This is a genomic window from Pseudomonas sp. J380 (assembly GCF_009827115.1).
Classification (GTDB): Bacteria; Pseudomonadota; Gammaproteobacteria; order Pseudomonadales; family Pseudomonadaceae; genus Aquipseudomonas; species Aquipseudomonas paracarnis.
In genome coordinates, this window is the sequence record NZ_CP043060.1 from 2,596,886 (window position 1) to 2,620,625 (window position 23,740).

32 protein-coding genes are annotated in these 23,740 nt (G+C 59.3%); 8 read left to right on the forward strand and 24 right to left on the reverse strand.

The features are described from left to right. Window positions 1-172: 172 nt before the first annotated feature. The 5 genes from rimO (at window position 173) to tsaA (ending at window position 4,230) form a co-directional block, all read left to right on the forward strand. Window positions 173-1,513 (forward strand): 30S ribosomal protein S12 methylthiotransferase RimO, encoded by a 1,341-nt coding sequence (rimO, locus tag FXO12_RS11720; protein ID WP_003231334.1) that lies wholly within the window; start codon window positions 173-175, stop codon window positions 1,511-1,513. A 100-nt stretch (window positions 1,514-1,613) separates the two neighbouring features. Next, window positions 1,614-2,084 carry a GNAT family N-acetyltransferase gene (locus FXO12_RS11725; RefSeq protein ID WP_057976025.1) on the forward strand — a complete coding sequence of 157 codons (471 nt, stop codon included), beginning with the start codon at window positions 1,614-1,616 and terminating at the stop codon, window positions 2,082-2,084. Between the two features lie 206 nt (window positions 2,085-2,290). Continuing rightward, a complete protein-coding gene (locus FXO12_RS11730; RefSeq protein WP_014717183.1) occupies window positions 2,291-3,001 on the forward strand; it encodes an rRNA pseudouridine synthase in 711 nt (236 codons plus the stop codon). 68 nt (window positions 3,002-3,069) lie between these two features. After that, window positions 3,070-3,531, forward strand: a complete 462-nt coding sequence (locus FXO12_RS11735; protein WP_005785469.1) for a DUF1456 family protein — start codon at window positions 3,070-3,072, stop codon at window positions 3,529-3,531. Window positions 3,532-3,534: 3 nt separating this feature from the next. Beyond that, window positions 3,535-4,230: a tRNA (N6-threonylcarbamoyladenosine(37)-N6)-methyltransferase TrmO gene (tsaA, locus tag FXO12_RS11740; protein ID WP_057976027.1), complete on the forward strand. Its 696-nt coding sequence runs from the start codon at window positions 3,535-3,537 to the stop codon at window positions 4,228-4,230. Window positions 4,231-4,411: 181 nt separating this feature from the next. Here tsaA and fpr read toward each other — a convergent pair whose 3' ends face one another. Next, window positions 4,412-5,191: a ferredoxin-NADP reductase gene (gene fpr, locus FXO12_RS11745; protein WP_003189055.1), complete on the reverse strand. Its 780-nt coding sequence runs from the start codon at window positions 5,189-5,191 to the stop codon at window positions 4,412-4,414. A 125-nt stretch (window positions 5,192-5,316) separates the two neighbouring features. On the opposite strand from fpr, the gene FXO12_RS11750 reads away from it, so the two are divergent. Further along, window positions 5,317-6,243 (forward strand): LysR family transcriptional regulator, encoded by a 927-nt coding sequence (locus FXO12_RS11750; protein ID WP_003189054.1) that lies wholly within the window; start codon window positions 5,317-5,319, stop codon window positions 6,241-6,243. A gap of 3 nt (window positions 6,244-6,246) precedes the next feature. On the opposite strand, the gene FXO12_RS11755 is transcribed toward FXO12_RS11750, so the two are convergent. The 3 genes from FXO12_RS11755 to FXO12_RS11765 all read right to left on the reverse strand — a co-directional run bounded on the left by FXO12_RS11755 (window position 6,247) and on the right by FXO12_RS11765 (window position 8,306). Beyond that, window positions 6,247-6,609 (reverse strand): diacylglycerol kinase, encoded by a 363-nt coding sequence (locus tag FXO12_RS11755; protein ID WP_003189051.1) that lies wholly within the window; start codon window positions 6,607-6,609, stop codon window positions 6,247-6,249. A 75-nt stretch (window positions 6,610-6,684) separates the two neighbouring features. Continuing rightward, the gene (gene erdR / locus FXO12_RS11760) at window positions 6,685-7,335 is read right to left on the reverse strand and encodes a response regulator transcription factor ErdR (protein ID WP_003189050.1); all 651 of its coding nucleotides are present in this window, start codon (window positions 7,333-7,335) and stop codon (window positions 6,685-6,687) included. A 251-nt stretch (window positions 7,336-7,586) separates the two neighbouring features. Beyond that, window positions 7,587-8,306, reverse strand: coding sequence for a tRNA-uridine aminocarboxypropyltransferase (locus FXO12_RS11765; protein WP_054917802.1), 720 nt, complete (start codon window positions 8,304-8,306; stop codon window positions 7,587-7,589). Between the two features lie 178 nt (window positions 8,307-8,484). Between FXO12_RS11765 and FXO12_RS11770 the strand changes: the two genes are divergently transcribed. Beyond that, a complete protein-coding gene (locus FXO12_RS11770) occupies window positions 8,485-8,919 on the forward strand; it encodes a PA3611 family quorum-sensing-regulated virulence factor (RefSeq protein ID WP_034126491.1) in 435 nt (144 codons plus the stop codon). Between the two features lie 295 nt (window positions 8,920-9,214). After that, complete coding sequence (locus FXO12_RS11775) at window positions 9,215-10,327, forward strand: TIGR00730 family Rossman fold protein (protein ID WP_057976029.1); 1,113 nt, start codon at window positions 9,215-9,217, stop codon at window positions 10,325-10,327. Window positions 10,328-10,381: 54 nt separating this feature from the next. On the opposite strand, the gene recX is transcribed toward FXO12_RS11775, so the two are convergent. From recX to FXO12_RS11865, 20 genes are all read right to left on the reverse strand, one after another. Next, window positions 10,382-10,849 (reverse strand): recombination regulator RecX, encoded by a 468-nt coding sequence (gene recX, locus FXO12_RS11780; RefSeq protein WP_034126489.1) that lies wholly within the window; start codon window positions 10,847-10,849, stop codon window positions 10,382-10,384. Window positions 10,850-10,857: 8 nt separating this feature from the next. After that, window positions 10,858-11,916: a recombinase RecA gene (recA, locus tag FXO12_RS11785; protein WP_014717176.1), complete on the reverse strand. Its 1,059-nt coding sequence runs from the start codon at window positions 11,914-11,916 to the stop codon at window positions 10,858-10,860. A gap of 83 nt (window positions 11,917-11,999) precedes the next feature. After that, window positions 12,000-12,500 (reverse strand): CinA family protein, encoded by a 501-nt coding sequence (locus FXO12_RS11790; RefSeq protein WP_054897099.1) that lies wholly within the window; start codon window positions 12,498-12,500, stop codon window positions 12,000-12,002. 81 nt (window positions 12,501-12,581) lie between these two features. Beyond that, window positions 12,582-13,076 carry a lysis system i-spanin subunit Rz gene (locus FXO12_RS11795; RefSeq protein ID WP_034126487.1) on the reverse strand — a complete coding sequence of 165 codons (495 nt, stop codon included), beginning with the start codon at window positions 13,074-13,076 and terminating at the stop codon, window positions 12,582-12,584. Continuing rightward, window positions 13,064-13,621 (reverse strand): glycoside hydrolase family 19 protein, encoded by a 558-nt coding sequence (locus FXO12_RS11800; protein ID WP_054897097.1) that lies wholly within the window; start codon window positions 13,619-13,621, stop codon window positions 13,064-13,066. Before FXO12_RS11800 ends, FXO12_RS11795 begins: the two co-directional genes overlap by 13 nt. Before the next feature lie 22 nt (window positions 13,622-13,643). Next, window positions 13,644-14,645, reverse strand: a complete 1,002-nt coding sequence (locus tag FXO12_RS11805; RefSeq protein WP_160049677.1) for a contractile injection system protein, VgrG/Pvc8 family — start codon at window positions 14,643-14,645, stop codon at window positions 13,644-13,646. A gap of 9 nt (window positions 14,646-14,654) precedes the next feature. Next, window positions 14,655-14,867 carry a tail protein X gene (locus FXO12_RS11810; RefSeq protein WP_057976032.1) on the reverse strand — a complete coding sequence of 71 codons (213 nt, stop codon included), beginning with the start codon at window positions 14,865-14,867 and terminating at the stop codon, window positions 14,655-14,657. Beyond that, on the reverse strand, window positions 14,860-15,243 hold the full coding sequence (locus FXO12_RS11815) for a phage tail protein (protein ID WP_057976034.1): 384 nt from the start codon (window positions 15,241-15,243) through the stop codon (window positions 14,860-14,862). Before FXO12_RS11815 ends, FXO12_RS11810 begins: the two co-directional genes overlap by 8 nt. Next, window positions 15,243-17,465, reverse strand: a complete 2,223-nt coding sequence (locus FXO12_RS11820) for a phage tail tape measure protein (protein WP_057976036.1) — start codon at window positions 17,463-17,465, stop codon at window positions 15,243-15,245. Before FXO12_RS11820 ends, FXO12_RS11815 begins: the two co-directional genes overlap by 1 nt. Window positions 17,466-17,471: 6 nt before the next feature. Further along, entirely contained in the window at window positions 17,472-17,597 is a 126-nt protein-coding gene (locus FXO12_RS28985) for a hypothetical protein (protein ID WP_014717169.1), read from the reverse strand. Next, window positions 17,594-18,166, reverse strand: coding sequence for a phage tail assembly protein (locus tag FXO12_RS11825; protein WP_054897093.1), 573 nt, complete (start codon window positions 18,164-18,166; stop codon window positions 17,594-17,596). Before FXO12_RS11825 ends, FXO12_RS28985 begins: the two co-directional genes overlap by 4 nt. A 181-nt stretch (window positions 18,167-18,347) precedes the next feature. After that, complete coding sequence (locus FXO12_RS11830; RefSeq protein ID WP_054897092.1) at window positions 18,348-18,854, reverse strand: phage major tail tube protein; 507 nt, start codon at window positions 18,852-18,854, stop codon at window positions 18,348-18,350. After that, window positions 18,854-20,020, reverse strand: coding sequence for a tail protein (locus FXO12_RS11835; RefSeq protein ID WP_032877508.1), 1,167 nt, complete (start codon window positions 20,018-20,020; stop codon window positions 18,854-18,856). Before FXO12_RS11835 ends, FXO12_RS11830 begins: the two co-directional genes overlap by 1 nt. A gap of 2 nt (window positions 20,021-20,022) precedes the next feature. Next, window positions 20,023-20,196, reverse strand: coding sequence for a hypothetical protein (locus FXO12_RS28780; protein WP_003189022.1), 174 nt, complete (start codon window positions 20,194-20,196; stop codon window positions 20,023-20,025). Window positions 20,197-20,286: 90 nt separating this feature from the next. Then, entirely contained in the window at window positions 20,287-20,547 is a 261-nt protein-coding gene (locus tag FXO12_RS11840; protein ID WP_082423392.1) for a phage tail assembly chaperone, read from the reverse strand. Further along, complete coding sequence (locus FXO12_RS11845) at window positions 20,548-21,165, reverse strand: hypothetical protein (RefSeq protein ID WP_057976039.1); 618 nt, start codon at window positions 21,163-21,165, stop codon at window positions 20,548-20,550. 82 nt (window positions 21,166-21,247) lie between these two features. After that, window positions 21,248-21,778, reverse strand: coding sequence for a hypothetical protein (locus tag FXO12_RS11850; protein WP_057976041.1), 531 nt, complete (start codon window positions 21,776-21,778; stop codon window positions 21,248-21,250). Next, window positions 21,775-22,413, reverse strand: a complete 639-nt coding sequence (locus FXO12_RS11855; RefSeq protein ID WP_057976043.1) for a phage tail protein I — start codon at window positions 22,411-22,413, stop codon at window positions 21,775-21,777. The genes FXO12_RS11850 and FXO12_RS11855 overlap by 4 nt, the downstream gene beginning before the upstream one ends. Beyond that, window positions 22,410-23,405 carry a baseplate J/gp47 family protein gene (locus FXO12_RS11860; protein WP_057976044.1) on the reverse strand — a complete coding sequence of 332 codons (996 nt, stop codon included), beginning with the start codon at window positions 23,403-23,405 and terminating at the stop codon, window positions 22,410-22,412. Before FXO12_RS11860 ends, FXO12_RS11855 begins: the two co-directional genes overlap by 4 nt. Further along, entirely contained in the window at window positions 23,402-23,734 is a 333-nt protein-coding gene (locus FXO12_RS11865; protein ID WP_060772877.1) for a hypothetical protein, read from the reverse strand. The genes FXO12_RS11860 and FXO12_RS11865 overlap by 4 nt, the downstream gene beginning before the upstream one ends. Between the last annotated feature and the right edge of the window lie 6 nt (window positions 23,735-23,740).

A 23,740-nucleotide genomic window follows, 5' to 3' on the forward strand; every position in this document is an offset into this window, starting at 1 on the left:
AGTAGCTATGGGGATTACCCGGCGCAGCACTCGTCGCATTTCCCTGCATAAAGCTGGTCAAGTGCGCTGCCCGCCGATAGAATTGCGCACTTTTTGATCAGAGGCGCACCAAGCGCCCATCCGTTGCCTTGTCGTGCACGACCGGCAGCGTCATTCAATACCGAGGTTAGACATGTCCACCACCATCGCAAAAGCCAACCCCAAGGTTGGCTTTGTTTCCCTGGGTTGCCCGAAGGCGCTTGTCGACTCCGAGCGCATCCTCACGCAATTGCGTATGGAAGGCTACGACGTCGTGTCCACTTACCAGGACGCCGATGTGGTGGTGGTCAACACCTGTGGCTTCATCGACTCGGCCAAGGCCGAATCCCTGGAAGTGATCGGCGAAGCCATCAAGGAAAACGGCAAGGTCATCGTGACCGGCTGCATGGGGGTGGAAGAAGGCAATATCCGTAACGTGCACCCGAGTGTGCTGGCGGTGACCGGCCCGCAGCAGTACGAGCAAGTGGTCAACGCCGTGCACGAGGTGGTGCCGCCACGCCAGGATCACAATCCGCTGATCGACCTGGTGCCGCCTCAAGGCATCAAGCTGACCCCGCGTCACTACGCATATCTGAAGATTTCCGAAGGCTGCAACCACAGCTGCAGCTTCTGCATCATCCCGTCGATGCGCGGCAAACTGGTAAGCCGCCCGGTCGGTGATGTGCTCGACGAGGCCCAGCGCCTGGTCAAGTCCGGCGTCAAGGAGCTGCTGGTGATCTCCCAGGACACCAGCGCCTACGGCGTCGATGTGAAATACCGCACCGGTTTCTGGAACGGCGCGCCGGTGAAAACCCGCATGACCGAGCTGTGCGAAGCCCTCAGCAGCCTGGGCGTGTGGGTGCGCCTGCACTATGTTTACCCGTACCCGCACGTGGACGAATTGATCCCGTTGATGGCCGCCGGCAAGATCCTGCCGTACCTGGACATCCCGTTCCAGCACGCCAGCCCGAAAGTGCTCAAGGCGATGAAACGCCCGGCGTTCGAAGACAAGACCCTGGCACGCATCAAGAACTGGCGCGAAATCTGCCCGGAGCTGATCATCCGCTCCACCTTCATCGTCGGTTTCCCCGGCGAGACCGAGGAAGACTTCCAGTACCTGCTGGACTGGCTGACCGAAGCGCAGCTGGACCGCGTCGGTTGCTTCCAGTACTCGCCGGTGGAAGGTGCACCGGCCAACCTGCTGGACTTGGCCGTGGTACCGGACGACGTCAAGCAAGACCGTTGGGAGCGCTTCATGGCGCACCAGCAGGCCATCAGCTCGGCACGCCTGCAACTGCGCATCGGCAAGGAAATCGAAGTGCTGATCGATGAAGTCGACGAGCAAGGCGCGGTAGGTCGTTGCTTCTTCGACGCCCCAGAAATCGACGGTAACGTATTTATCGACGATGCCAGCGGCCTGAAGCCGGGTGACAAAGTCTGGTGCACCGTGACCGACGCCGACGAGTACGACTTGTGGGCTGAAAAGCGCGACTGATCGCACGGTGATAAAAAAGCCTCGCCTCTGAGAAGATGCGGGGCTTTTTTAGGTCTATCGTATTGTCCATCAACCCCGAATACAGCAAGGGACAGCGGGTATGCGTCAGCATTCGGTGATTCACACACCTAAAACCAGCGACTACACGCGCCTGGTGCAGATCTGGGAGGACTCGGTACGCGCCACCCACGACTTCCTCCCGGACAGCTATATCGACATGTTGAAAAACCTGGTGCTGACCCGGTACCTCGATGCGGTCATGCTGATCTGCACCAAGGACTCATGCCAACGCATCACCGGGTTCGCCGGAGTGTCGGCGGGCAAGGTGGAGATGCTGTTTATCGACCCGCACCACCGTGGCCAGGGACTGGGCCGGCAATTGCTGGGCTACGCGATCGAACACATGAACGCCGATGAACTGGACGTCAACGAACAGAACCCCCAGGCCCTGGGTTTTTACCTCAAGCAAGGCTTCGAGGTGATCGGGCGAACGGACCATGATGGGCTTGGGCAGCCTTATCCATTGCTGCACCTGCGTCTACACCAGCAGCAACAGGCCCGTAATGCCTGAACTGTGGGAGCTGGCTTGCCTGCGAAGGCGTCGGGTCATTCTACCCATCCGGTGCTGGTATACCGCCATCGCAGGCAAGCCAGCTCCCACATTTGATCCGTGGTGCCTCAGTTAAATAATGTTAAGGCACATGCGCTGAAATGGAGCCGGGATTAACCGGCGCCAGGCAGGTACAATAGTGGCCCCCTTTTGTTACGGCCCTTGTCATGACTGACCCCATACGCCTCTCCAAACGCCTTATCGAACTGGTCGGTTGCTCCCGTCGGGAGGCTGAGCTGTTTATCGAAGGCGGCTGGGTCTCGGTGGACGGCGAAGTGATCGACGAGCCGCAGTTCAAGGTCACTGACGAGAAGGTCGAGCTGGACCCGGAAGCTAAAGCCACCGCGCCAGAGCCGGTGACCATCCTGATGCACGCCCCCGCAGGCATGGATGCTGAAACCGCCATGGCCTCGATCAGCGCCGAAACCCTTTCTGAAGAGCACCGTTTCGGCAAGCGCCCGCTCAAGGGGCACTTTCTGCGCCTGAGCGCCAGCGCCGACCTGCAAGCCAAGGCCAGTGGCCTGCTAGTGTTCACCCAAGACTGGAAGATTCTGCGCAAGTTGACCGCCGATGCCGCCAAGATCGAGCAGGAATACGTGGTGGAAGTCGAAGGCGACATGGTTGCCCACGGCCTTAACCGCTTGAACCACGGCCTGACCTACAAAGGCAAAGAGCTGCCTGCCGTCAAAGCCAGCTGGCAGAACGAGAACCGCCTGCGCTTTGCGATGAAAAACCCGCAACCCGGCGTGATCGCGCTGTTCTGCGAAGCCGTTGGCCTGAAAGTCATCGCCATCCGCCGCATCCGCATCGGCGGCGTGTCCATCGGCAAGGTGCCAGTGGGCCAATGGCGTTACCTGTCCGGCAAAGAAAAGTTTTAAGCCGTTCCCTTTTCCCGACACCGCCTGATTCCGGCGGTGTCATCAGTTGAATACCAGGATTGCCCACCATGATTCACAACGACGTACTGCGCAGCGTGCGCTACATGCTCGACATCAGCGACAACAAGATGGTCGAGATCATCAAGCTCGGCGGCATGGACGTGACCAAGGAAGACCTACTGACCTACCTCAAGAAAGATGAGGAAGAAGGCTTCGTGTTCTGCCCGGATGAAGTCATGGCTCACTTCCTCGATGGCTTGGTGATTTTCAAGCGCGGCAAGGACGAAAGCCGCCCGCCGCAACCGATCGAAACCCCGGTGACCAACAACATCATTCTGAAAAAGCTGCGCGTGGCCTTCGAACTGAAGGAAGACGACATGCATGCAATCCTCAAGGCGGCGGAGTTCCCGGTGTCCAAGCCAGAGCTGAGCGCGCTGTTTCGCAAGTTTGGTCATACCAACTACCGCACCTGTGGCGATCAGTTGCTGCGTAACTTCCTCAAGGGCCTGACCTTGCGGGTCCGTGCCTAAGCCATGAGTTACCAGGTCTCGCCCGTCGGCTTCGTACGCTCCTGTTTCAAGGAGAAGTTCGCCATCCCGCGCCAACCGCAACTGGCACCGGCTGCCCGTGGCGTGCTGGAGCTGGTAGCGCCGTTCGACCAGGGTGAGGCGGTGCAGGGGCTGGAGCAGGTCAGCCATGTGTGGCTGCTGTTTCTGTTTCATCAGGCCCTGGAAGACAAGCCACGCCTGAAAGTGCGCCCGCCACGCCTGGGCGGCAATACGTCCATGGGCGTGTTTGCCACCCGCGCAACCCATCGCCCCAATGGCATCGGCCAGTCGGTGGTGAAGCTGGACAAGGTGGAACGGGGGCGCCTGTGGATTTCCGGCATAGATTTGCTCGATGGCACGCCGGTGTTGGATATCAAGCCGTATGTGCCTTATGCCGATATCGTGGATGCGGCCACCAACGACATCGCCAGCGATGCGCCCGCGCTGATCGGCGTGCAATGGCTCAAGGCTGCACTGCAACAGGCGCAAGGCCATGCACAGCGCCTTGGTGAACCGTTGGTGGAGTTGATTGAACAGTGCCTGGCACAGGACCCGCGGCCGGCGTATCAGGTTCCGACGTCGGAACGCGAATACGGTGTGCGGTTCTGGGATGTGGATGTGCGCTGGCACTACCCGGAGCCGGGGATGATTTGTGTGCTGGAAGTGGTTTCGGCGCAGTAAATCGCAGAAACGCAAAAGCCCGCGCTGCCTTCACAGGCAACGCGGGCTTTTCTTTGCAACGCATTCGACTGTAGGAGCGAGCTTGCTCGCGAAAAACGAGCAGGCACCGCGTTCAGTCAAGATGCCAGCGTTATCGTTGGCGTTCTTCGCGAGCAAGCTCGCTCCTACAAGTGACCCGAAGTCACTTCTCGACGAACGCACGCTCGATCAGGTAGTCACCCGGCTCACGCATCCGTGGCGAAACCTTGAGGCCAAAGCTGTTCAACACTTCGCTGGTCTCGTCCAACATGCTTGGGCTGCCGCACAGCATGGCGCGGTCGTCCTCGGGATTGATTGGCGGCAGGCCGATGTCGCTGAACAGCTTGCCGCTGCGCATCAGGTCGGTCAGGCGGCCTTCGTTTTCGAACGGCTCGCGGGTCACGGTCGGGTAGTAGATCAACTTGTCACGCAGGGCCTCACCGAAGAACTCGTTCTGCGGCAGGTGCTCGGTGATGAATTCGCGGTAGGCGACTTCGTTGACGTAGCGCACGCCGTGGCACAGGATCACTTTTTCGAAACGCTCATAGGTCTCCGGGTCCTGGATCACGCTCATGAATGGAGCGAGGCCAGTACCGGTGCTGAGCAGGTACAGGTGTTTGCCCGGCTTCAAATCGTCAAGCACCAGAGTGCCCGTCGGTTTTTTGCTGATGATGATCTCGTCGCCTTCCTTCAAATGCTGCAATTGGGAAGTCAGCGGGCCATCGGGCACCTTGATGCTGAAGAACTCCAGATGCTCTTCCCAGTTCGGGCTGGCAATGGAGTAAGCGCGCATGAGCGGGCGGCCGTTGGGTTGTTGCAGGCCGATCATCACGAACTGACCGTTCTCGAAGCGCAGGCCCGGATCGCGGGTGCACTTGAAGCTGAACAGAGTGTCGTTCCAGTGATGAACACTGAGGACACGCTCGTGGTTCATGTTGCTCATGTACGGGGGACTCCTGGAAATGGGTCTGCGCCCAAGGTATGGATGCGCAATTGCACAGCATTCTAATGGCGGCGACAATATCTGTTAACTGGATTATTAAGATAAGGGTTATCGGTTATATCGATATGCGATTTACTCTCCGTCAACTGCAAGTTTTCGTCGCCGTCGCCCAGCAGGAAAGCGTCTCGCGCGCTGCTGGCCTTCTGGCCTTATCTCAATCCGCCGCCAGCACCTCAATTACCGAGCTGGAGCGTCAATCCAGCTGCCAATTATTCGACCGCGCCGGCAAACGCCTGAGTCTCAACGCCCTCGGTCACCAGCTGTTACCCCAGGCCGTGGCATTGCTGGACCAAGCCAAGGAGATCGAAGACCTGCTCAACGGCAAGTCCGGCTTCGGTTCCCTGGCAGTCGGCGCCACCCTGACCATCGGCAATTACCTGGCGACACTGCTGATTGGTAGCTTTATGCAGCAGCATCCCGAGAGCCAGGTGAAACTGCATGTGCAGAACACTGCGCATATCGTGCATCAGGTGGCGCACTACGAAATTGACCTGGGTCTAATCGAAGGTGACTGCAGCCACCCGGATATCGAGGTACAGACGTGGGTAGAAGATGAGCTGGTGGTGTTCTGTGCGCCCCAGCATCATTTGGCCAAGCGTGGCGTGGCCACCATGGACGAGTTGACCCACGAAGCGTGGATCCTGCGAGAACAAGGCTCGGGCACGCGCCTGACCTTCGACCAGGCTATGCGTCACCACCGTAGCGCACTGAATATCCGCCTGGAGTTGGAACACACCGAGGCAATCAAGCGAGCTGTGGAGTCAGGCTTGGGGATTGGCTGCATTTCGCGGCTGGCGCTGCGTGATGCCTTCCGCCGTGGCAGCCTGGTGCCGGTAGAAACCCCGGACCTGGACCTGGCCCGGCAGTTCTACTTCATCTGGCACAAGCAGAAGTACCAGACCTCGGCGATGCGCGAGTTTCTCGAACTGTGCCGCGCCTTCACCGCTGGGGTGCAGCGCAGCGACGAGATCGTGCTGCCGAGTATCGCTTGATCGTCAGATCAGGATCACGGCCCATACCAGGGTGATCATGGTCAGTGCCACGAATTGCGCGGCGCTGCCCATGTCCTTGGCGTTTTTCGACAGCGGGTGGCGGTCCAGGGAAATACGGTCAATGGCCGCTTCTACCGCGGAGTTGAGCAATTCGACGATCAGCGCCAACAGGCACACTGCAATCAGCAGCGCCCGTTCAACCCGACTGACCTGCAGGAAAAAACTCAGGGGGATCAGGATGACGTTCAGTAACACCAACTGGCGGAATGCCGCCTCGCCAGTGAAAGCCGCACGCAGGCCATCCAGGGAATAGCCCCCTGCGTTGAAAATACGTTTGATACCGGTTTGACCCTTGAAAGGCGACATAGATGTAGGCAACTGAACCAAAGAAGTGGGGAAGCTAGATCACGCAAAGTCAAAAAAGCGTGAAGCGGCTGTAACTTAATGTTGCGAGATAGACTCAAGTTGCTGCAAAAGCAACGCCGCCTGAGTGCGCGTACGCACGCCCAACTTACGGAAAATCGCCGTAACGTGGGCCTTGATGGTCGCTTCCGACACACTCAATTCGTAGGCAATCTGCTTGTTCAACAAACCTTCGCAAACCATGGTCAACACCCGGAACTGCTGGGGCGTCAAACTGGCCAGGCCATCGCGGGCGGCCTTGGCTTCATCGGACACATTGATTTCTTCAAACGCCTGGGGTGGCCAGGACACATCGCCGTCCAACACCGTGCGCACGGCTTTCTGGATATCTTCCATCGCGCTGGACTTGGGAATGAAACCGCTGGCACCAAACTCCTTGGAGCGCACCACCACGTCGGCTTCTTCCTGGGCCGACACCATCACCACGGGGATCTGCGGGTATTGGCCACGCAGCAGCACCAGCCCGGAAAAACCGTAGGCGCCCGGCATGTTCAGGTCGAGCAACACCAGGTCCCAGTCGGATTTTTCAGTCAGGCGGGCTTCCAGTTCGGCAATGCTGGCTACTTCGACCAAACGTACATCGGGGCCAAGGCCCAGGGTTACGGCCTGATGCAGTGCGCTGCGAAACAGCGGGTGGTCATCGGCAATCAGGATTTCGTATGTGGCCATTGGTTAAATGATCCTGTTTTTTATGGGAGCCCTGATGGGTTCAGGGTTCACCAATACACGAGGCGACGGCCGGGCAGCGATCGCCACAGGGCCCGCTCAACGTCAAAAACACATGAAACGACGTCGATAATTCACGGTTGCGCCCAATCGGCGCACAGCATGCCCAGCGTAGCCTGGAGGGTCAAGCACTACGCCCGTGGGGATTTTAGCGGGTTGCGGGCTTACAGTGCCATCATGCAAACGTCGTCTGGTTATCCCGCCGGGATGTAGGGTGCAAGGCGCGTATGCACGGTGTCTGCCGCATCCAGTGGCAGTTGGAACTTGGCAGCCAGATAATGGGTGCTGAATACATCGAGGTAGGCATCCAGCACTTCGCTGGCGACCAGGTCATCGGCCAGCTCCAGGCACAGCGCCGCCACCTCGGCGGTGCAGAAGTGGTCATCACGCTTGGAGCGCCGTAGCTTGTAACGCGACAGTTGCTCGGGTGCCAGGCTCAGCACCGGTAAATGTTCCAGATAGGGACTTTTGCGAAACATCTTGCGCGCTTCGCTCCAGGTGCCGTCCAGCAGGATGAACAGTGGGCGCTTGCCCTCCTCCACGCGCACCTCACTGACCACCCGTTGCGGCGCCACGAATTCACCGGGAAATACGATGTAGGGTTGCCACTGCGGGTCGGCCAGCAACCTGAGCAACTCGGGGTCGACTTCGGTACGCGACCAGGCAAACGCGGTGGTGTCGTGTATGACATCGGCGATCAGCCAGCCCGTGTTACTGGGCTTCATCGGTTCAACGTCATGCATCAATAGGCACATGGCGGACTTGGCTTCTACCTGAGGCCGCCAGGCACACAGGCAGTACTCAGGAATGACCCGACAGCCGGGACAGCGCTCAGCACGGGAACCCCGATTGAGAAACGGCCTGACGGCACGCGCCAGACGCTGGGTACGCAAACGGGAGACGGCGTGACTCATCGGGCACGCGGCGCAGTAGAAGAAATCGACACGGAACAAACTCGTGAAAAACAGAAGTCCCGCAGTTTACCAGCGATACGCCTGGCTGTAGTGGCAAGGGCTCACCTATAATTGCGCGCCACTGAACGCACAGCCCAGTGGCTGGTCTATGCACCAGTAACCGAATCAGGAGAGTTTCATGCTGCGTTCCATGCTGCGCCTTGTTGCCCCATCCGTCGCCCTTGCGCTGGTCTTGCCTATGGGCGCCCACGCGGCCTCGCTGCTGGAGGCTCAAATGAACAAGAAGCTGCAAAGCGTCGCGGCCGAAAGCAACAAGGACCTGCCCCGGGAAATCGATGAAAAAACCCTGGAAGTCGCCTACACCGTTGAAGGGATGCAACTGATCGATCACCTCAGCGTGCTGCCTGACCGTGCCGAACAGATGCGCGCCAACCCCAAGGCTGTGTATTTCCAGCTGGGCCGCAGTGTGTGCACCAACCCGGGCTACCGCGAGCTGATGGCCAAAGGCGCAGTGATGCGCTACGAAATTACCGAGAACAAGACCAATCGCCCGGTGGCTTCCGTCAAGTTCGCAGAGGCCGATTGCCCGGCTCCGGCGAAAAAGAAAAAGTAACCTCTGCTTGACCCTCCCGCGCTGCTTCCCAGCGGCGCGCACGCTTCCTCTGCGTTTGCCACCAACGACTAAACTGCGTAATGAACCCCCAATAAGCGGTTGCCAGCCAAGGGTTTTTCGGCCCATGATCAGTTCATCCCAGATGCCCGCCCACCACAGTTTTTAATGCTGTTCTGTCATATTTTCAGGGCAAAAAAAGGCCTGCCCTCTTGCGGCATGCCGCGACACAAGCAGTGTCGTGGCCCAGGCGACGTTCTCGTCGACTACCCAGGCCCTGTAAAGAAGGAGAAATTGAATGCCTTATGAATCGAATGATTTGCTGCTTCGTCATTTTGAAGAAAACGGGACCGACCTCACTCAGCAGGTCGACGCACAAATTCAGTTGATCGCCCCCAACAGCCCGAATATCCCTCTTTATCGAGACATGATCCTCACCGTCCTGCGTATGGCCCAGGACGACCGTGATCGCTGGAACGCCAAGATCACCCTGCGTGCCATCCGTGAACTGGACCATGCCTTTCGGGTGCTCGAACAATTCAAGGGCCGGCGCAAAGTCACGGTATTCGGCTCGGCGCGTACGCCAGTGGAAAGCCCGCTGTATGCGCTGGCCCGAGAGGTGGGTGCGGCGTTGGCAAGTTCCGACCTGATGGTCATCACCGGTGGCGGTGGCGGGATCATGGCCGCAGCCCACGAAGGCGCGGGCCTGGAGCACAGCCTGGGGTTCAATATCACCCTGCCCTTTGAACAGCATGCCAACCCAACCATTGATGGCACCGACAACCTGCTGTCATTCCACTTCTTCTTTACCCGTAAGCTGTTCTTCGTCAAAGAAGCCGACGCGCTGGTGTTGTGCCCTGGCGGCTTCGGCACCCTCGACGAGGCATTGGAAGTGCTGACCCTGATCCAGACCGGCAAGAGCCCGCTGGTGCCGGTAGTGCTACTGGATGCGCCGGGCGGTGGATTCTGGCAAGGCGCCCTGGATTTCATCCGCAGCCAGCTGGAAGCCAATCGCTACATCCTGCCCACCGACCTCAAACTGGTCCGCCTGGTCTACAGCGCCGAAGAGGCGGTGGACGAAATCAACCAGTTCTACGCCAACTTCCACTCCACCCGTTGGCTTAAGCGTGAGTTTGTGGTGCGCATGAATCATCCACTGAGTGACCGCGCCCTGGCCCATATGCAGCAAGCGTTTGCCAGCCTGCGGCTCAGTGGCGAGTTCCAGCAACTCGCCTATACGGGCGAAGACCATGACGAACCGAGGTTCAGCCATTTGACGCGTTTGGTGTTCAATTTCAACGGTCGCGATCAGGGGCGATTGCGGGAGTTGGTGGATTACATCAACCTGCCGGAGAACTGGGCACAGGCCCAGGGCAAGGCACAGCAACGGATGACACCAGAAACAGCGTGATTTTTTGCAAAAAAAAAGGCCCACTATTTTCATAGTGGGCCTTTTGTTTTTTGCTCAGTCGTCCATATCCCGACCGCTCAATAAGCGGCTGATCATGTCCATCGAAAACCCGCGATAACTCAAGAAGCGACCTTGCTTCGCACGCTCCTTGGCATCAATAGGAAGATGCCCAGCAAACTTGCGACGCCAGGTTTCCTCCAACTGCGACTGCCAACTGATACCGCACTCACGTAGCGCAAGGTCAATATCGGCACGTTGCAGTCCACGCTGGCTCAACTCTTCGCGAATCCGCGCAGGTCCATAACCGGAGCGTGCGCGGTAAGACACAAAGCTTTCGAGGTAACGGGCTTCCGACAACAGCCCTTCTTCCGTCAACCGGTCGAGGGCTGTTTCGATCATCTCAGGCTCTGCGCCGCGCTGACGCAACTTACGCGTCAGTTCGACTCGACCATGCTCGCGGCGAGCGAGCAGGTCCATCGCAGTGCGCCGAACGGCGACGAGTGTATCCAGTACAACAGTCATCGCTTGCTTCAGACGTCAGTATCGGCTTCTTCCATTTCATCTACCGGCTCGCGGTTGGCAGCCGCCTTCACGTCCGGCGCTGCGGTCAACAGCTTGTCGCGGATCTGCTTCTCAAGCGTAGCAGCGATATCCGGGTTATCCGCCAGGAACTTGGCCGAGTTGGCCTTGCCCTGACCGATCTTGCTGCCGTTGTAGGCATACCAGGCACCGGACTTCTCGACGAAACCGTGCAGTACGCCCAGGTCGATCATCTCGCCGTTCAGGTAGATACCCTTACCGTAGAGAATCTGGAACTCAGCCTGACGGAATGGCGGGGCAACTTTGTTCTTCACGACCTTGACGCGGGTTTCGCTACCAACAACCTCGTCACCTTCCTTCACCGCGCCAGTACGGCGGATATCCAGACGGACCGAAGCGTAGAACTTCAGCGCGTTACCACCGGTGGTGGTTTCCGGGCTGCCGAACATCACGCCGATCTTCATACGGATCTGGTTGATGAAGATCACCAGGCAGTTGGCGTTCTTGATGTTACCGGTGATTTTACGCAGCGCCTGGGACATCAGGCGGGCTTGCAGGCCCACGTGCATGTCGCCCATTTCGCCTTCGATTTCAGCCTTGGGTACCAGGGCAGCCACGGAGTCGACCACGATCACGTCGATGGCGTTGGAGCGCACCAGCATGTCGGTGATTTCCAGGGCTTGCTCGCCGGTGTCCGGCTGGGAAACCAGCAGGTCATCAACGTTGACGCCCAGCTTGCCGGCGTATTCAGGATCCAGGGCGTGCTCGGCGTCGACGAACGCACAGGTGGCGCCCATTTTCTGCGCCTGAGCAATCACCGACAGGGTCAGGGTGGTTTTACCGGAAGATTCAGGACCGTAGATTTCAACGATACGGCCTTTTGGCAGGCCGCCAATGCCGAGCGCGATGTCCAGACCCAGAGAGCCAGTGGAAATAGCCGGGATCGCCTGACGGTCGTGATCGCCCATACGCATTACGGCACCCTTGCCGAATTGACGTTCGATCTGACCCAGGGCCGCAGCCAAGGCTTTCTTCTTGTTGTCGTCCATTAAAGTCCTCACGTAATCAATAAGGCCTGACGGCCAACACCTGTATAAGTAGACAGTATTGTTCCACAAAGATCCAAGATCGCCTACCCCTGATTGTCTATTTCTGCTGCAGCTCGTCGCAACAAGCCCTCCAACGCGGCTTTTACCGTTTGTCGGCGGACCTCGTCGCGGTTGCCGGTGAAGTGCGCAAGCTCAGCCGTCACCTCTTCGCCCACGGCAAAAGCCAGCCAAACGGTGCCCACCGGCTTGTCCGGCGAACCGCCATCGGGGCCGGCAACACCGCTGACCGCCACGGCAAACCGCGCCAGGCTTTTTTCCTGCGCGCCGCGGGCCATCGCCTCCACCACTTCCTGGCTGACGGCCCCGACTTTGGCGAACAGTTTTTCCGGTACATTCAACTGCCGGGTCTTCTGTCGGTTGGAATAAGTGACATAGCCCGCCTCGAACCAGGCCGAACTGCCCGGGATCCGCGTGATGGCTTCGGCGATGCCGCCGCCGGTACAGGACTCGGCAGTGGTGACGTGGGCACTGAGCACCTGCAAACGGCGCCCCAGTTCGGCAGCCAGTTGAGTGATTTCCTTCACGGTCGTCTCCAGGAATGGGCGGGGGTTTGCCTACCCTACAGGAGCCCATCGACCATGCAAGGTACAGAGTGCATCAAGACGCTAATGCGCGACGGCCTGCACGTAGGCCTGGCAAGCACGCAAGGCGATCAGGGCGTTATCGCCGTCGTCGGTGATGCGGATAATTCGCTGAGCATGCGCCGGGTCAAGTCGGGCTCGCGAGGTTGCATGAACCACGCCGCCGGGGCTGGGGGCGGCAGGCACTGTGCAGCCAGTGGTGACGGTGGCGAGAAGGACTGACAGCCGCACATCAGCAGTGGCCAGGCGATCGCGCAGAGCCGCTTGATTACGCAGGGCATCGTTCAATTCCTGAATGTGTTGGTGATCGCTAGTAGAGATTTGCTGTTCAAGGGCCAGGCGTTTGGCCTGTTCAGCCTGTTGTTGCTGAAGAATTGCCTGGCTTTGTTGGCTGAGCGCCTGTGTATGTCGGACCGATTGCAGCTCCAACTGCGCCCCGTATCGCCACGCCTGCACCTGCCAAACAAGCGCCATGAGCAGGCACACACCGACCAAGCGAAACGCACCTAGGAAACGCATAGCACCGCCTTCGCTCGCACCCACAACCGCAAACGATCGTCCAGACCGTTGAGCCCACCATTGATACGGCGAGTGATGGTGGTGAACTGGTCTTTGTCGGCGAGCTCATTGAGGCCGTTGCTTTGCCAGAACCAGGCGGCAGATTCGCAGGCCCACTGTGGCTGCTCCAGCAATTTTGGTTGTCGCAGCAGACGATCGTCACCAAACAGAGCTTGGCTGCACGCCATGTAATTACGGCGCCCGGTGATCTGGATCAGCCCCCTGCCCCGATACATTTGCCCATCACCGTCCGCCTCAGGGGTGTTGCCCAGCCGCGCGGCCAAGCTGCCGGTGTCGTACTTGCTCAGGTATTGATCGCTACCCAATTCGCGCACGTACTGTAACTGGGCAGACTCGTGACCGATTTGGGCGAGGAAGGCGGCGGCGCGACGGGCCGTATTGATCTGATGCCCCGCAAAGGCCGCATTTAGAAAGGTTAAAAAAATGCCCGCGCGAAGGCGGGCTCCAGGCATTACACCCAGAAGCTGAGCATGTGTGATTACCATGGGTTTTACTCTAAGGAAGGATCTACACCGACAAACCGCTGGCCTGGACCGTACTCCGATAGCCACCTTTTCGCTCGCCCCTGGATTTCACCGTTTTAATCGACCAGCGCCCTTGCATGAACCCCGGCCACGACTCATCCAGCAGCAACAGGCCTTCAGCAGCCAACGAAGGATTACCCGGGCAGACCACATCGATCTGCAACCCTTCGCGCCCCACCCGCCGCATCTCTCCCTGCGCCGCCGAGCGTGCTTCGTCCTCGCTCTGGTATCGCGGTGTCACCATTTTGAAGGGTGCGATGCCCACCTTGACGACACGCTGTTTTCCGGCTGCCGCGTCCCACCATGACGTTTGCGCACCGTTGTATTTGGCACGGCTGGTCTCGGTGAAACTGGCGCTGATGAACGCGCGGTCACCTGGACGATTGTCATGGGTGATCGACAACCGTACATCCGGCAATGCCTTGCCCGACAGCGTCTTGATCTGGCCTTTGCGCCCCAGTACATACAGCTCATCGACAGGCTTGGCCACCGCATCGAAGCGCTTGGCCAAGCGCGTCAGAAAGGCCATGTCGCTTTCATTGGTCTGATCGATGTGCGCGATCGGCTCACTGTCGAGTTCAGGCGCCACACGCGGTGAAAAACCATATCGGGTGGTCAGTTGGCGAAACAGCGCACCCAGGGTTATCGGCCCATGGCTGGCGGTGCGGCGCTGTTTGAATTCGTGCTCGTCGAACGGTGCCGCCGTGGCCACCAGCACCAGTCGCAATGGGAACATCGACGGCGTGCGCTGGGTGATCTTGAACACGCCCTTATCCACCAGGCCCGATTCCAGATAGCCAATACGCAGGCCAATTTTGCCGCCCAGATCGGGCAGCCCTTCAAGCCCCTCGATATCGAGGGTCAACTTCAGTTGATCAGATACAAACCCCGCTGCGTCGGTATGCTCCCACTCCAAGAGCCTCTCGTTGAATAACGCGGCATTGGCTCCGTATTGCTCCACTACAGGTGTAAATCCGAGTGCCATGATGGCTCCTTAATCCCAGGCGGAAACCGGCCGACTCGCAACCGGTTGCGCGTCCAATTCGGGCACCAGCACGCTGACGCCCGCCGGCAGTACCACGCCCTGTTCGGCCAACTCCGGGTTCAAGCGCCACAACGCTTCTTCTGCGGCATCATCACTGCGCCCCAGTTCGCGGTAGAGCAACAGGTTCACCGAGTCGCCGGCAATACTTCGAACCCTACGCATTGACGAACTCCTCCAGTAACAATGTCCAATTGATCACCATGGCCGTCCCGTCGTCGATCACGCTGGCTTGTTTTTCACTGATCGACTGGATGGTCCATAGCCCCCAGTTACGCCCCAACCCGTCCACCAAAGGCAACGGCGCCCGCAGGGCCTGCAGGGTGCGCAACTCATCCAGGCGCGCCATGCCATCGGCACGCGCAGCCTTGCCGCCCAATGCCAGCGTTTCGAGCCCCTGGCCGACCTGGCTGGATTTAGGTTTGCCGGCAATGATGTCGAGACTGACCCAGCCCCCGCTGCTACCACGATCAAGCGTGTCGTAGGCGAACCCACGGGACAGCCCGAAAATAAAAGTACCCAAGATCATCTGTTGTCGCATCACACAGCTCCATCGGTGAGTGCTGCGCCGCGTCGGGTCGCCAGCAGGTTGTCCATCGACAGCGGGGTAAATTGCGCTTCGATCTGTTGCACCACGAGCGCCGCCAGCTGGTGATGGCTGGCTTGCTCAGGCGCGGTGATGGTGATTTGCGGGGCGAAGTTGATTTGGCGGTTGTCGGCCTGAGGGGCGTTGAGGTTTTTGCTGACCTCCGTGGGGGATGGCAGGCGATCGCCCGTCCCCATCACTTTTTCAGCCAGCCACGCACCGACGTCACTGCCCACGAAAGTGCCCACGGCGCCACCGACTACCTTACCGATTGCGCCCCCGGCGACGCCGCCCATCACACCGCCCAACACTGTGCCGGCACCCGGAACAACCGAACCGATAACAGCTCCCGCCAGCGTGCCGACCGCTCGGCCTATCGCCATCCCGGCCACATCACCGACGACACCGCCGGCAACACCGCCGCCGATGGAGCCCACGCTAGTGCCAACCTCTTGACCCAGGTTTCCGGTCATCGCGCCTTGCGTCATCTCGACACCGGCCTGGGCCACCACCAAAACCAGGGGGACCCCTTTGGCCAGCTTGCTCACCTTCGCCGCTTTGCCAGAGATGCCTGGGCCGGAAGAAGACGGGCGATTACCGTTGTGCCCGTCATTACTCGGGGCGTTGCGCGGGCTGCCCGGCGGTGTGGTTTTATTCCCTGCTGCCGGCCCCTCTCCGAGCACTTTCCCTGCGACCTTTTCGAAAATCTTGTCCTTCACGGCACCGAAAACACCGGAAACCACCGGGATCAGCACCGCCCCCGCCAGGGTGACGGCAGCGGCAGCCTTGGGCAGGCCCTCCGCGAGCCAAGCCACGCCACTGACCAGGCCGTTCATGGCGGTCAGCTTGGCATCCACAACGGGGTCCAGCGCTGTATCAGAGGCAGTGCTCAAGCGCGTGGTACTGGCCTCGTAGGCTTGCCGACGTGCGTAAGTAGAGTCCGCACGAACCTCGGCCGAACGCAGCACCGAACCTTGGTCGCCCAGCGTCGAAGTGGCGTAGGTGGATTTTTCTGCGACCAGCGAAAAGGCCTGTTTCACGCTGTCGATCACCGGTACCAGGCTCAGAATCGTCTGGTTGCCGTCGAACAACTGCGTCGCCAGCACCGCCTGCCTTTCGGCAGGTTGCGACTTGAGCGCCTCCAGCACCGTAAGCACGGCCTGTGGGGCGTCCTGTTTCATGCCCGCCGCGAGTACTTTTGGATCAAGCTTGAGCTCTGCCCAGGCACTGCGTTGCCCTGCAGAGGCGTTGTCGCCTTTAGCCAGGACGGCGCTGATTTTTTCCAGCCCGGCACCAGCAACAACCTTGCTGTTACCTGCGCTCAATAACGCCGCCGAAAGCGCTGCAGCCTGTTCGGGACTCATGCCCGCAGCCTTCGCGGCAGCGCCCTGGAGTTGCACAACAGCGCCGATATCCGCCGATTCGGCCTTGAGCGATACCTGGGTGCCCAGCACGTTTGTTGCGTCGGCAAGGTCCAAGGCTTGTGCGCGATCAAGGTGCATTGACTCGCGCCAGCCGCCCATGATTTCGCCGGCATTTTTGACGTCGATCTTGAACGCCGTCGCCAGGATCGCAGCGTCGCGAGCGAACTGCTGCAGGTCTGCCCGGCGCCCAACGGGGTCGATATTGCCCGATGCGTCCTTGCGATCACTGCCGATACCGGAACGGGCGGCGGCATACTCGACCTTCGCGAGGTCGACGGCACTGGCACCACTGGCAGCCACCACCGGCTCGGACGCCATGGCAAGGTTGGCTTCACGCAATGCCTTGCGCTCATGCCGGGCAAACATCAACAGTTGGTCAATATCGGTCATCGCGGCGTCCAGCGCCTGCGAGGGTGTGCGCTTGTCTGTAGGCGCGACGGTCTTCGTACCCTCTGCGTTCCCGGCAGTTTGAGCTTGCCGGGCGTCCATCACCTTGAGCAACGAGACGTTGAACAGCTCCAGCGTATCGACCAACCGGACCTGCCCGTCCGCCAGATGCTTGATCTGCAAGCTGGCATCGGCCAATGCCAGGGCCAAACTCGCCGCACTCCCCGGGGCCCCCTCAAGCGGGCTCGGCAGCGCTTGGGTGATAGGTTTGAGACTAGCGTGCATTCCTGTCATCTGAAGTGCGCCCTGAGTCATCACGCCGTCCTTGGCAATGGCTGACCCTGCTTCATGATTACTATCTGCCATTGCGCTCTACTCCTGTTTGACGCCAAGACGACTGATCGCGATGTCGTAGCGGCGCAATGCTTTGCCGGCTTCCCAGTCGAGGATTTCCGCTTCGTTTACCGAGTAAACCAGCGGCACTACATCGAGGATCACTTCGATGTCGCGCTCCGAAAGAAGTCCGCCGGTTTGTTTAAAAAATCGTCGATGCGCTCCTGCAGCTCGGTCCAGTCGGGCACGGTCAGGCCGGCAAGATCGGGAATCATCAGGCCGGTGCAATGGGCGGTGATGAACTCGGCACGCTCTTTGTTAGTGGCTAGCTTTTTCATCACCTTGGTAGCGCGCAGGGCGGGCATTTCCAGGGGCAGTTCGGTCAGGGTACGGCCGGCGGCTTCCAGGGGTAATAGCAGGTGGACAGGCTGGTCGTGGGTCGTCACGTCCTGTTCGTTCAGGAAGAACGAGGCCGGGCGCGTCGACATTTCGTGTACGTACTGCGCAATGCTCACGTAGTCCGGGCGTTTGAGTTGGTCGAGTTCTTTTTCCGACAGGCCGGTGGCGAGTTTCGCCAGTTCGAAGAACTGGTCGTCCTCGTCATCACCGGCCCGGGCCAGCGCGTCTTTTTGCGCGGCGTAGAACAACGGTTTGAGTTGAACCTGCTCGATCATTGCACCGGTGTCGGCGGTGATCGGGGACAGCAGGATGTGCAACGGTGGCATCCAGGCCATGGGGCAATTCCTTGTTGAACGGTATTGAAAAGTGCGAAAAATCTAAACCTGAGCATGGCCCCTGTGGGAGCTGGCTTGCCTGCGATGGCATCCACTCGATACACCAGGGATACCGAGTCGCCTGCACCGCAGGCAAGCCAGCTCCCACCTTGACCGTGCTCGCTTCAGATTGCGCCGGCCCTTAAGGCATCAGCACGGCGCGGCGGGCATCGCCAAGAATGTCGACGCCGTTGAGCACGAACTTCTGGGTGCGCACATCGATGTCGATCACCGAAATGCCATTTTCCAGACGGTTGTAGGTACGGCAGGACAGCTCCAGCGTGGTGGTGGCCTTGTCGCCCATTTTCAGCTTCGCCTCCTCCAGGGATTTGAGCTTGCCGCCCACGGTGTGGTAGGTGAAGTAGGTCTTGCCGTCCTGGTCTTGGCCGGCTTCACGCACGTTCAGCAAGATGTCGTCGCCCGTGCGCACGCCCAGGGCCAGCATGATTTCCGGGCCGGCACCTTGCAGCACCAGCTTGGCATTGAGCACCTTGCCGCTCTTGGCCATTTCCTCGGCAATAAAGCGCCCGCCGGACATGGGCTCCATGTCGAACTCGATCTTCGGCGGGGTGAACTCTTCCACGGTTGCGGACAACGGCAGGCCTTGAAGGGTGGCCGCAATGGCCTGTCTGACTCGGTTGGTAAACATTAGAGAACGTCCTCCAGGAACTGCTCGATGATTTCATCGCGGGCGTTGAGTTGATAAACCATGTGTTCGTTCGGTGCGTAGCGGCCGTAGTCGATGACGATGAACCAGGTGCCGTTTTTGTACTTCTCGACGCTGTTCAGCTCCGGGTGCAGGTACACGCTGCCGCCGGGAATGGTTTCGTCGGCCACCAGGGTTTGCAGCCAGTCGTTGATGCGCTTGACCTCCTGATCCATGAAGGACTTGGTGAGGTTCTTGGCCATGGCTTTCTGGCCGGCCTTGACCAGCTTGCGGCTGATGGCATCTTCCAGGCCGACGTAGCTGATGAACTTGCCGGTGATGGAGCGGTTACCCAGCAGCGAGAAGCCGCCGAGGATGGTGCGAGCGTAGTAGCTCACGCCGTAGCGGTTGAGCAGGTCGCCTTCGGTGGAGGTGTCGAGGATGTTGTACTCGACCACGCGGGAAACGTCCTCGGCGAAGGTCACCTGGTTACCTGGGCTTTCCCACTGCTTGACCTTGGCCAATGCGGCGATGGCCAGCGAGGATGGCGACAGGAACACGTTCTTCTTCGCGGCCTTGGAGTACACCGACGGCATGTTGTGCACCAGCAGGCAACGGTCGAAGCCCAGGTCGGCCCCGCCCAGTTCGCCGCTGTAGGTCACTTGGTCGGCAACGGACGCGTCCTTGCCATCCAGTACCACACGGGCCTTGATGCGCTTGCCGAAAGAGGCGAACTCACCAGCCACAGCCTTGGTGCCGGTAAAGCCTGGAGCGCCGATGATGGTCAGGTCTTCAGGCACGCTGCTCAGGGCCGCCAGGCCCAGTTTGCGACCGGTGACCGGGTCGTTGCCGCCGATCACATTATTGATCGTATCGGCCGGGGTAGCGCCTTCTTCGACGATGACCACATAGACCGGCACCTTCACCACTTTGAGGATCTGGTACACCGCTTGGAACAAGGTTCCCGACTCAGTGCCGGTAGGGTCCAGCAACGCCTGAGTGGTAAAGCTGTTGATGCGAAACGGCGCGTTTTTCGGGATCGAAGCATGGGCATTCGGCGCAGTGCCGACCAGGCCAATGACGTTATCGCCAAGGCCACCCATGGCCTCGGGGGATTCAGTGGCATTCACAGTGATGCCGTTGTGCTCGAAGTTCAGGACTTCTGCCATGGTTATTCAGCCTTCTTGGGGGTGGAGTTGAGGACGCTGGTCAGTTCCAGGCGGCCAGCGGTGCGCAGGGCGGATGCTTCGACGTCGAGCAGTTCCAGCTCCTCACCGGCGGTAGACCAATGGCCGTTGCCGATGGGGAATGGGATGAGGACGGTGTAGGTTTGGCGGGTGGGCATGGGTGGAAATCTCCGGGTGGGAAATGCAAAAGCCCCTGCGGGGAGGGGCTTTGGGGAGGCGAAAAAAAACCGCTTTCGCGGCCAAGTTGATTATTTAAGAAAGTCTGGCTTTTCTGGCCATTCAACTGCGAAGGGGTCTCCGACATCCTGAGGGACATTCCGCAGCAATTTGCGGTATGCCGCAGCTTGGGCTCGCTGGGCGTCATTCAGCGGACTGTCCTGGACTTGACTATGATCGGTCTCGCGCAACAGCCGATCACGACGAACGCGAATAGAAGACCACTCCAAAAGCTCCAGACCTTCCTTGCTGGGAATAAGGGACGGAACGCCCTCCATAGAAATTTCGTTCATTTAAAAAACCACCGTTGGTGAAAGAGAAAGCTTCGACTTTATGTCCCCAAGTTTAATCGGCCGATAGCGGCCAACTTGCATCGTATCAATCCGTAGTGACGTTACATACACATTGGGAATCTTGACTCTACAAACAGCATTACCTGCAGCATCAGCATACATGGCCGGCTCAAACTTCCCGAAGCATGATTGATTAATGACTGCTCGCTGTGGCGAATAAACATAGCCCGCGAACGTCTCGTCCAAAACCAAAGAACTGCCATAGCTATATCCACGTATATTTAGCCAAAACATCTGGTCATCCGTATTAATAGAAAACGGCAACTTAAAATGGGCATATACATTCAACGAAGATCCAAGATCCGTAGCGACCAAGCCACCTGTCGCGCCAACGTCGTAAGGAGCCCCTGTTCCCCATATAAGTCCTTGAAAGACACTCATCAACAGTGTTCCAGGCTGACCTACCTCACCCACAACGTCCTTCAGGGCACGAAACTGATCAAACTCCGCACGCGCTTGATCCATCCGTGCATCGATGGCACCTATTTTCCCAGTTACAGCACTTGTCAGATTATTAGAGGCCTGAACCAAACTAGCAATTTGCGTTTCCGTACTCAAAGCAATTACTCCTTTAAATTATCTTTAGGTCACTCAACCACGATTCACATCTAGGCAACCTACCCCTTTAGCAATAAAAAAACTATTTCAATTCAATATCCATAACGCGAAACAGCACACCAAGATGACGGGCCATATTATCTATATTGGCAGTCGCCACTGATGCGAGCTCTTCAGCAATAAGAATATTGAAATTTTCCGACCCTACAACCACTGTCACGCTATCCGCCGGCAACGGCGAAACATCCAGCGTAAACTTCTGCAGCACCCGCGCCGCCGCCGCTTTATACGTCAGCAACTTCCCCGCCACGGAATACACCGCCAGCAAGGTCCCACTGGCGAGGTAAAAACCGAACTCGCCAATCTCATACTCACCGTCGCCATCGAACAGCGCGGCCATCCTGAGTTGGCGCTCGCCCAGGTCTTCGTAATCGACGATGGCCACCCGTTGGCGCTCGTCACTCAAGGCCACTTCGCTGCCGTCGGGGTTGTAGCGGCCGGTGCCGGCGCCAACGTGGGTGATTTCGCCTTTGAGACCCTGGTTCTTTGCCTGCAGCACTTCATCCAAACCTTTGGAGGTGAAGCGCACCAGGCGCGTGATTTCATCTGTCATGGCTGCGCCCTGAGGTCGTAATCGTTAATGGTGTAGTGCTGGGCAACCCCGGCACTGTTTAGCCGGGCAACCAGCGCCAAGTCCGGCAACGCGCCGTTCAGGTAGAACTCGCCGTCGCTTAAAGGCGCGTCGAGCACTTGCGTTAGCGCGAGCTGGCCTTCGGTTTCATGCACGATGGTAATCGTCGCCTGGTCGCGTTCACTTTTCGCTGCGTTGATACGCCGGATCAGCCGGTTGTGGTCGCCGCTGGACCAACTGCGCCCGATGATCGCCTGCACGTCGAAGGTGTAAGGCACGCCCAGCGGACGTTGCTGGTACCAGGCGCTGATATTGGGCGTGAAGCCCAATGACTCCACCGCATGACTCAGCGCCTTGGGTGTGCCGGCCTGGCGCTGGATCTGCCAGGACAAGGCCACGGTCAGGCGTTTTTCCGCCTCGCTGGCCTCGGCATCCCATTCGCTGACGCCACGGTCGGCGGCCAGGTAAGGCAGGAATTCGCTGGGGGTGTGCAGCGGGTTCATCAGTGCCGGAAACGGCGGGGTGACGCGCTCAAGCAATGTGCCGAAGCCCAGGTCCAACGCCTTTTCCAGCGGTGAGCTGTTGGCGGGCAGCAAACTCGCTTTGGGTTCACTCATAGCGTGCGCACCTCCACCTCGACGCCCGTGCAATGCGGGGCCTGGAACGCGGTGCTGACAATCGGCGCCAGCGGTTCGAGGATTTGCAGTTGCGCAGCGCCGGCACTGTGGATGGCGTAGTCGATCCAGCTGGGGTCCACCCGCCCTTCCAGGCGGTGGCAGGACTCTGCGTAATCTTGCAGCAGTTTCTGCGCCGCCACTTGGGTCAGGCCCGAGTCCGGACCGGCGTTGATCTTGGCCACCACGCGAATTTTGTAGGGTTGAATCTGCGCGCCTTGGACGCTGACCAGGTCGGTTTCGGGCCGTACATCCGGCCGTGCGAAATGTCGACGTACACCGTCAAGCAAGTCGGCAGATGGCGTGCCGTCACCCTCCCTGGAAAGCACGGTGACCATGACTTCCCCCGGTGCGGTGCGTCGGGCGTTGCCGTCCTTGATCTGGGCCGCATAGCCGTCCGGGTCGAAGGTGTAGGTGACCGTGACCACCCCCGGCGTCGCGCTCTGTACTTTCACCACTGGACGCTCGCCAAGGGTGAACACTTCACGGCGATACTGCATCCGCGAGCCTGCTGCTGGAGCGTGGGGTGCCAGGTAGTAACGCAGGCGGGCGTCGTCGTCGCTTTCCAAGGTGGGCGGCACCGGCGGGAACGCGGCCGGGTCGCCGGGGTCGAGCACTTGGCGTTCCAGGCCCATATCGGCCAGGCGCGCATCCAGGTTGCTACCGGTGGCCCACCACGCCAGCATCTGTTTGATGCGGGCGTTGTATTTGCGTTCGTGGGTTTGCAGGCGCACGCAAAAGGCTTCCAGGGCCAGGGTCAGCAGTTCGCTTTCGTTGTCGAGGCTGACCTGAAGTTTGGCCGCGCTTTGCGGCGCACGGGTGGCGACATAGTCGATGACAAACGCTTTGAATTCGGCCAGCAACGGTTCGAACTCATCGACCTTAATGATGGCCGGTTCCGCCAGTTGGTTCTGGCCGGGGATCAGCATGCTCATGTCACGACCTCGAAGGATTGTTGGCGGTTTTTCCAGGTGCCGGCAAACCGCAACAGCAGGCCGGCGTCTTGGCGAGTGGCGACGATGACCTGAGGGTCAAAGTCACCAATGCCGTTATGGATGTTGTAGAACGCTTGGGCGGCGTGGCTTTGGGCGAGGATCAAGAGGTCGTCACCGAGGTTCTGGCCGAGCAACTGCGGGATCAGCGAGCCGTACAGCGGGCGTTTTTGCCGCGTTCCAATGGGAGTGGTCAGCGCTCGGGTGGCGCGCTGCACAAATTGCAGCCAGTCATCGACGGCTGCCCCGGTGTTCCTATCGATTCCGAGCATAGGGTG

What these genes read in the sequence shown, in the direction of transcription:
- rimO (WP_003231334.1), top strand. Translation starts at nt 173, where the DNA reads ATGTCCACCACCATCGCAAAAGCCAACCCCAAGGTTGGCTTTGTTTCC.
- FXO12_RS11725 (WP_057976025.1), top strand. Translation starts at nt 1,614, where the DNA reads ATGCGTCAGCATTCGGTGATTCACACACCTAAAACCAGCGACTACACG.
- FXO12_RS11730 (WP_014717183.1), top strand. Translation starts at nt 2,291, where the DNA reads ATGACTGACCCCATACGCCTCTCCAAACGCCTTATCGAACTGGTCGGT.
- FXO12_RS11735 (WP_005785469.1), top strand. Translation starts at nt 3,070, where the DNA reads ATGATTCACAACGACGTACTGCGCAGCGTGCGCTACATGCTCGACATC.
- tsaA (WP_057976027.1), top strand. Translation starts at nt 3,535, where the DNA reads ATGAGTTACCAGGTCTCGCCCGTCGGCTTCGTACGCTCCTGTTTCAAG.
- fpr (WP_003189055.1), bottom strand. Translation starts at nt 5,191, where the DNA reads ATGAGCAACATGAACCACGAGCGTGTCCTCAGTGTTCATCACTGGAAC.
- FXO12_RS11750 (WP_003189054.1), top strand. Translation starts at nt 5,317, where the DNA reads ATGCGATTTACTCTCCGTCAACTGCAAGTTTTCGTCGCCGTCGCCCAG.
- FXO12_RS11755 (WP_003189051.1), bottom strand. Translation starts at nt 6,609, where the DNA reads ATGTCGCCTTTCAAGGGTCAAACCGGTATCAAACGTATTTTCAACGCA.
- erdR (WP_003189050.1), bottom strand. Translation starts at nt 7,335, where the DNA reads ATGGCCACATACGAAATCCTGATTGCCGATGACCACCCGCTGTTTCGC.
- FXO12_RS11765 (WP_054917802.1), bottom strand. Translation starts at nt 8,306, where the DNA reads ATGAGTCACGCCGTCTCCCGTTTGCGTACCCAGCGTCTGGCGCGTGCC.
- FXO12_RS11770 (WP_034126491.1), top strand. Translation starts at nt 8,485, where the DNA reads ATGCTGCGTTCCATGCTGCGCCTTGTTGCCCCATCCGTCGCCCTTGCG.
- FXO12_RS11775 (WP_057976029.1), top strand. Translation starts at nt 9,215, where the DNA reads ATGCCTTATGAATCGAATGATTTGCTGCTTCGTCATTTTGAAGAAAAC.
- recX (WP_034126489.1), bottom strand. Translation starts at nt 10,849, where the DNA reads ATGACTGTTGTACTGGATACACTCGTCGCCGTTCGGCGCACTGCGATG.
- recA (WP_014717176.1), bottom strand. Translation starts at nt 11,916, where the DNA reads ATGGACGACAACAAGAAGAAAGCCTTGGCTGCGGCCCTGGGTCAGATC.
- FXO12_RS11795 (WP_034126487.1), bottom strand. Translation starts at nt 13,076, where the DNA reads ATGCGTTTCCTAGGTGCGTTTCGCTTGGTCGGTGTGTGCCTGCTCATG.
- FXO12_RS11800 (WP_054897097.1), bottom strand. Translation starts at nt 13,621, where the DNA reads ATGGTAATCACACATGCTCAGCTTCTGGGTGTAATGCCTGGAGCCCGC.
- FXO12_RS11805 (WP_160049677.1), bottom strand. Translation starts at nt 14,645, where the DNA reads ATGGCACTCGGATTTACACCTGTAGTGGAGCAATACGGAGCCAATGCC.
- FXO12_RS11810 (WP_057976032.1), bottom strand. Translation starts at nt 14,867, where the DNA reads ATGCGTAGGGTTCGAAGTATTGCCGGCGACTCGGTGAACCTGTTGCTC.
- FXO12_RS11815 (WP_057976034.1), bottom strand. Translation starts at nt 15,243, where the DNA reads ATGCGACAACAGATGATCTTGGGTACTTTTATTTTCGGGCTGTCCCGT.
- FXO12_RS11820 (WP_057976036.1), bottom strand. Translation starts at nt 17,465, where the DNA reads ATGGCAGATAGTAATCATGAAGCAGGGTCAGCCATTGCCAAGGACGGC.
- FXO12_RS11825 (WP_054897093.1), bottom strand. Translation starts at nt 18,166, where the DNA reads ATGGCCTGGATGCCACCGTTGCACATCCTGCTGTCCCCGATCACCGCC.
- FXO12_RS11830 (WP_054897092.1), bottom strand. Translation starts at nt 18,854, where the DNA reads ATGTTTACCAACCGAGTCAGACAGGCCATTGCGGCCACCCTTCAAGGC.
- FXO12_RS11835 (WP_032877508.1), bottom strand. Translation starts at nt 20,020, where the DNA reads ATGGCAGAAGTCCTGAACTTCGAGCACAACGGCATCACTGTGAATGCC.
- FXO12_RS28780 (WP_003189022.1), bottom strand. Translation starts at nt 20,196, where the DNA reads ATGCCCACCCGCCAAACCTACACCGTCCTCATCCCATTCCCCATCGGC.
- FXO12_RS11840 (WP_082423392.1), bottom strand. Translation starts at nt 20,547, where the DNA reads ATGAACGAAATTTCTATGGAGGGCGTTCCGTCCCTTATTCCCAGCAAG.
- FXO12_RS11850 (WP_057976041.1), bottom strand. Translation starts at nt 21,778, where the DNA reads ATGACAGATGAAATCACGCGCCTGGTGCGCTTCACCTCCAAAGGTTTG.
- FXO12_RS11855 (WP_057976043.1), bottom strand. Translation starts at nt 22,413, where the DNA reads ATGAGTGAACCCAAAGCGAGTTTGCTGCCCGCCAACAGCTCACCGCTG.
- FXO12_RS11860 (WP_057976044.1), bottom strand. Translation starts at nt 23,405, where the DNA reads ATGAGCATGCTGATCCCCGGCCAGAACCAACTGGCGGAACCGGCCATC.
- FXO12_RS11865 (WP_060772877.1), bottom strand. Translation starts at nt 23,734, where the DNA reads ATGCTCGGAATCGATAGGAACACCGGGGCAGCCGTCGATGACTGGCTG.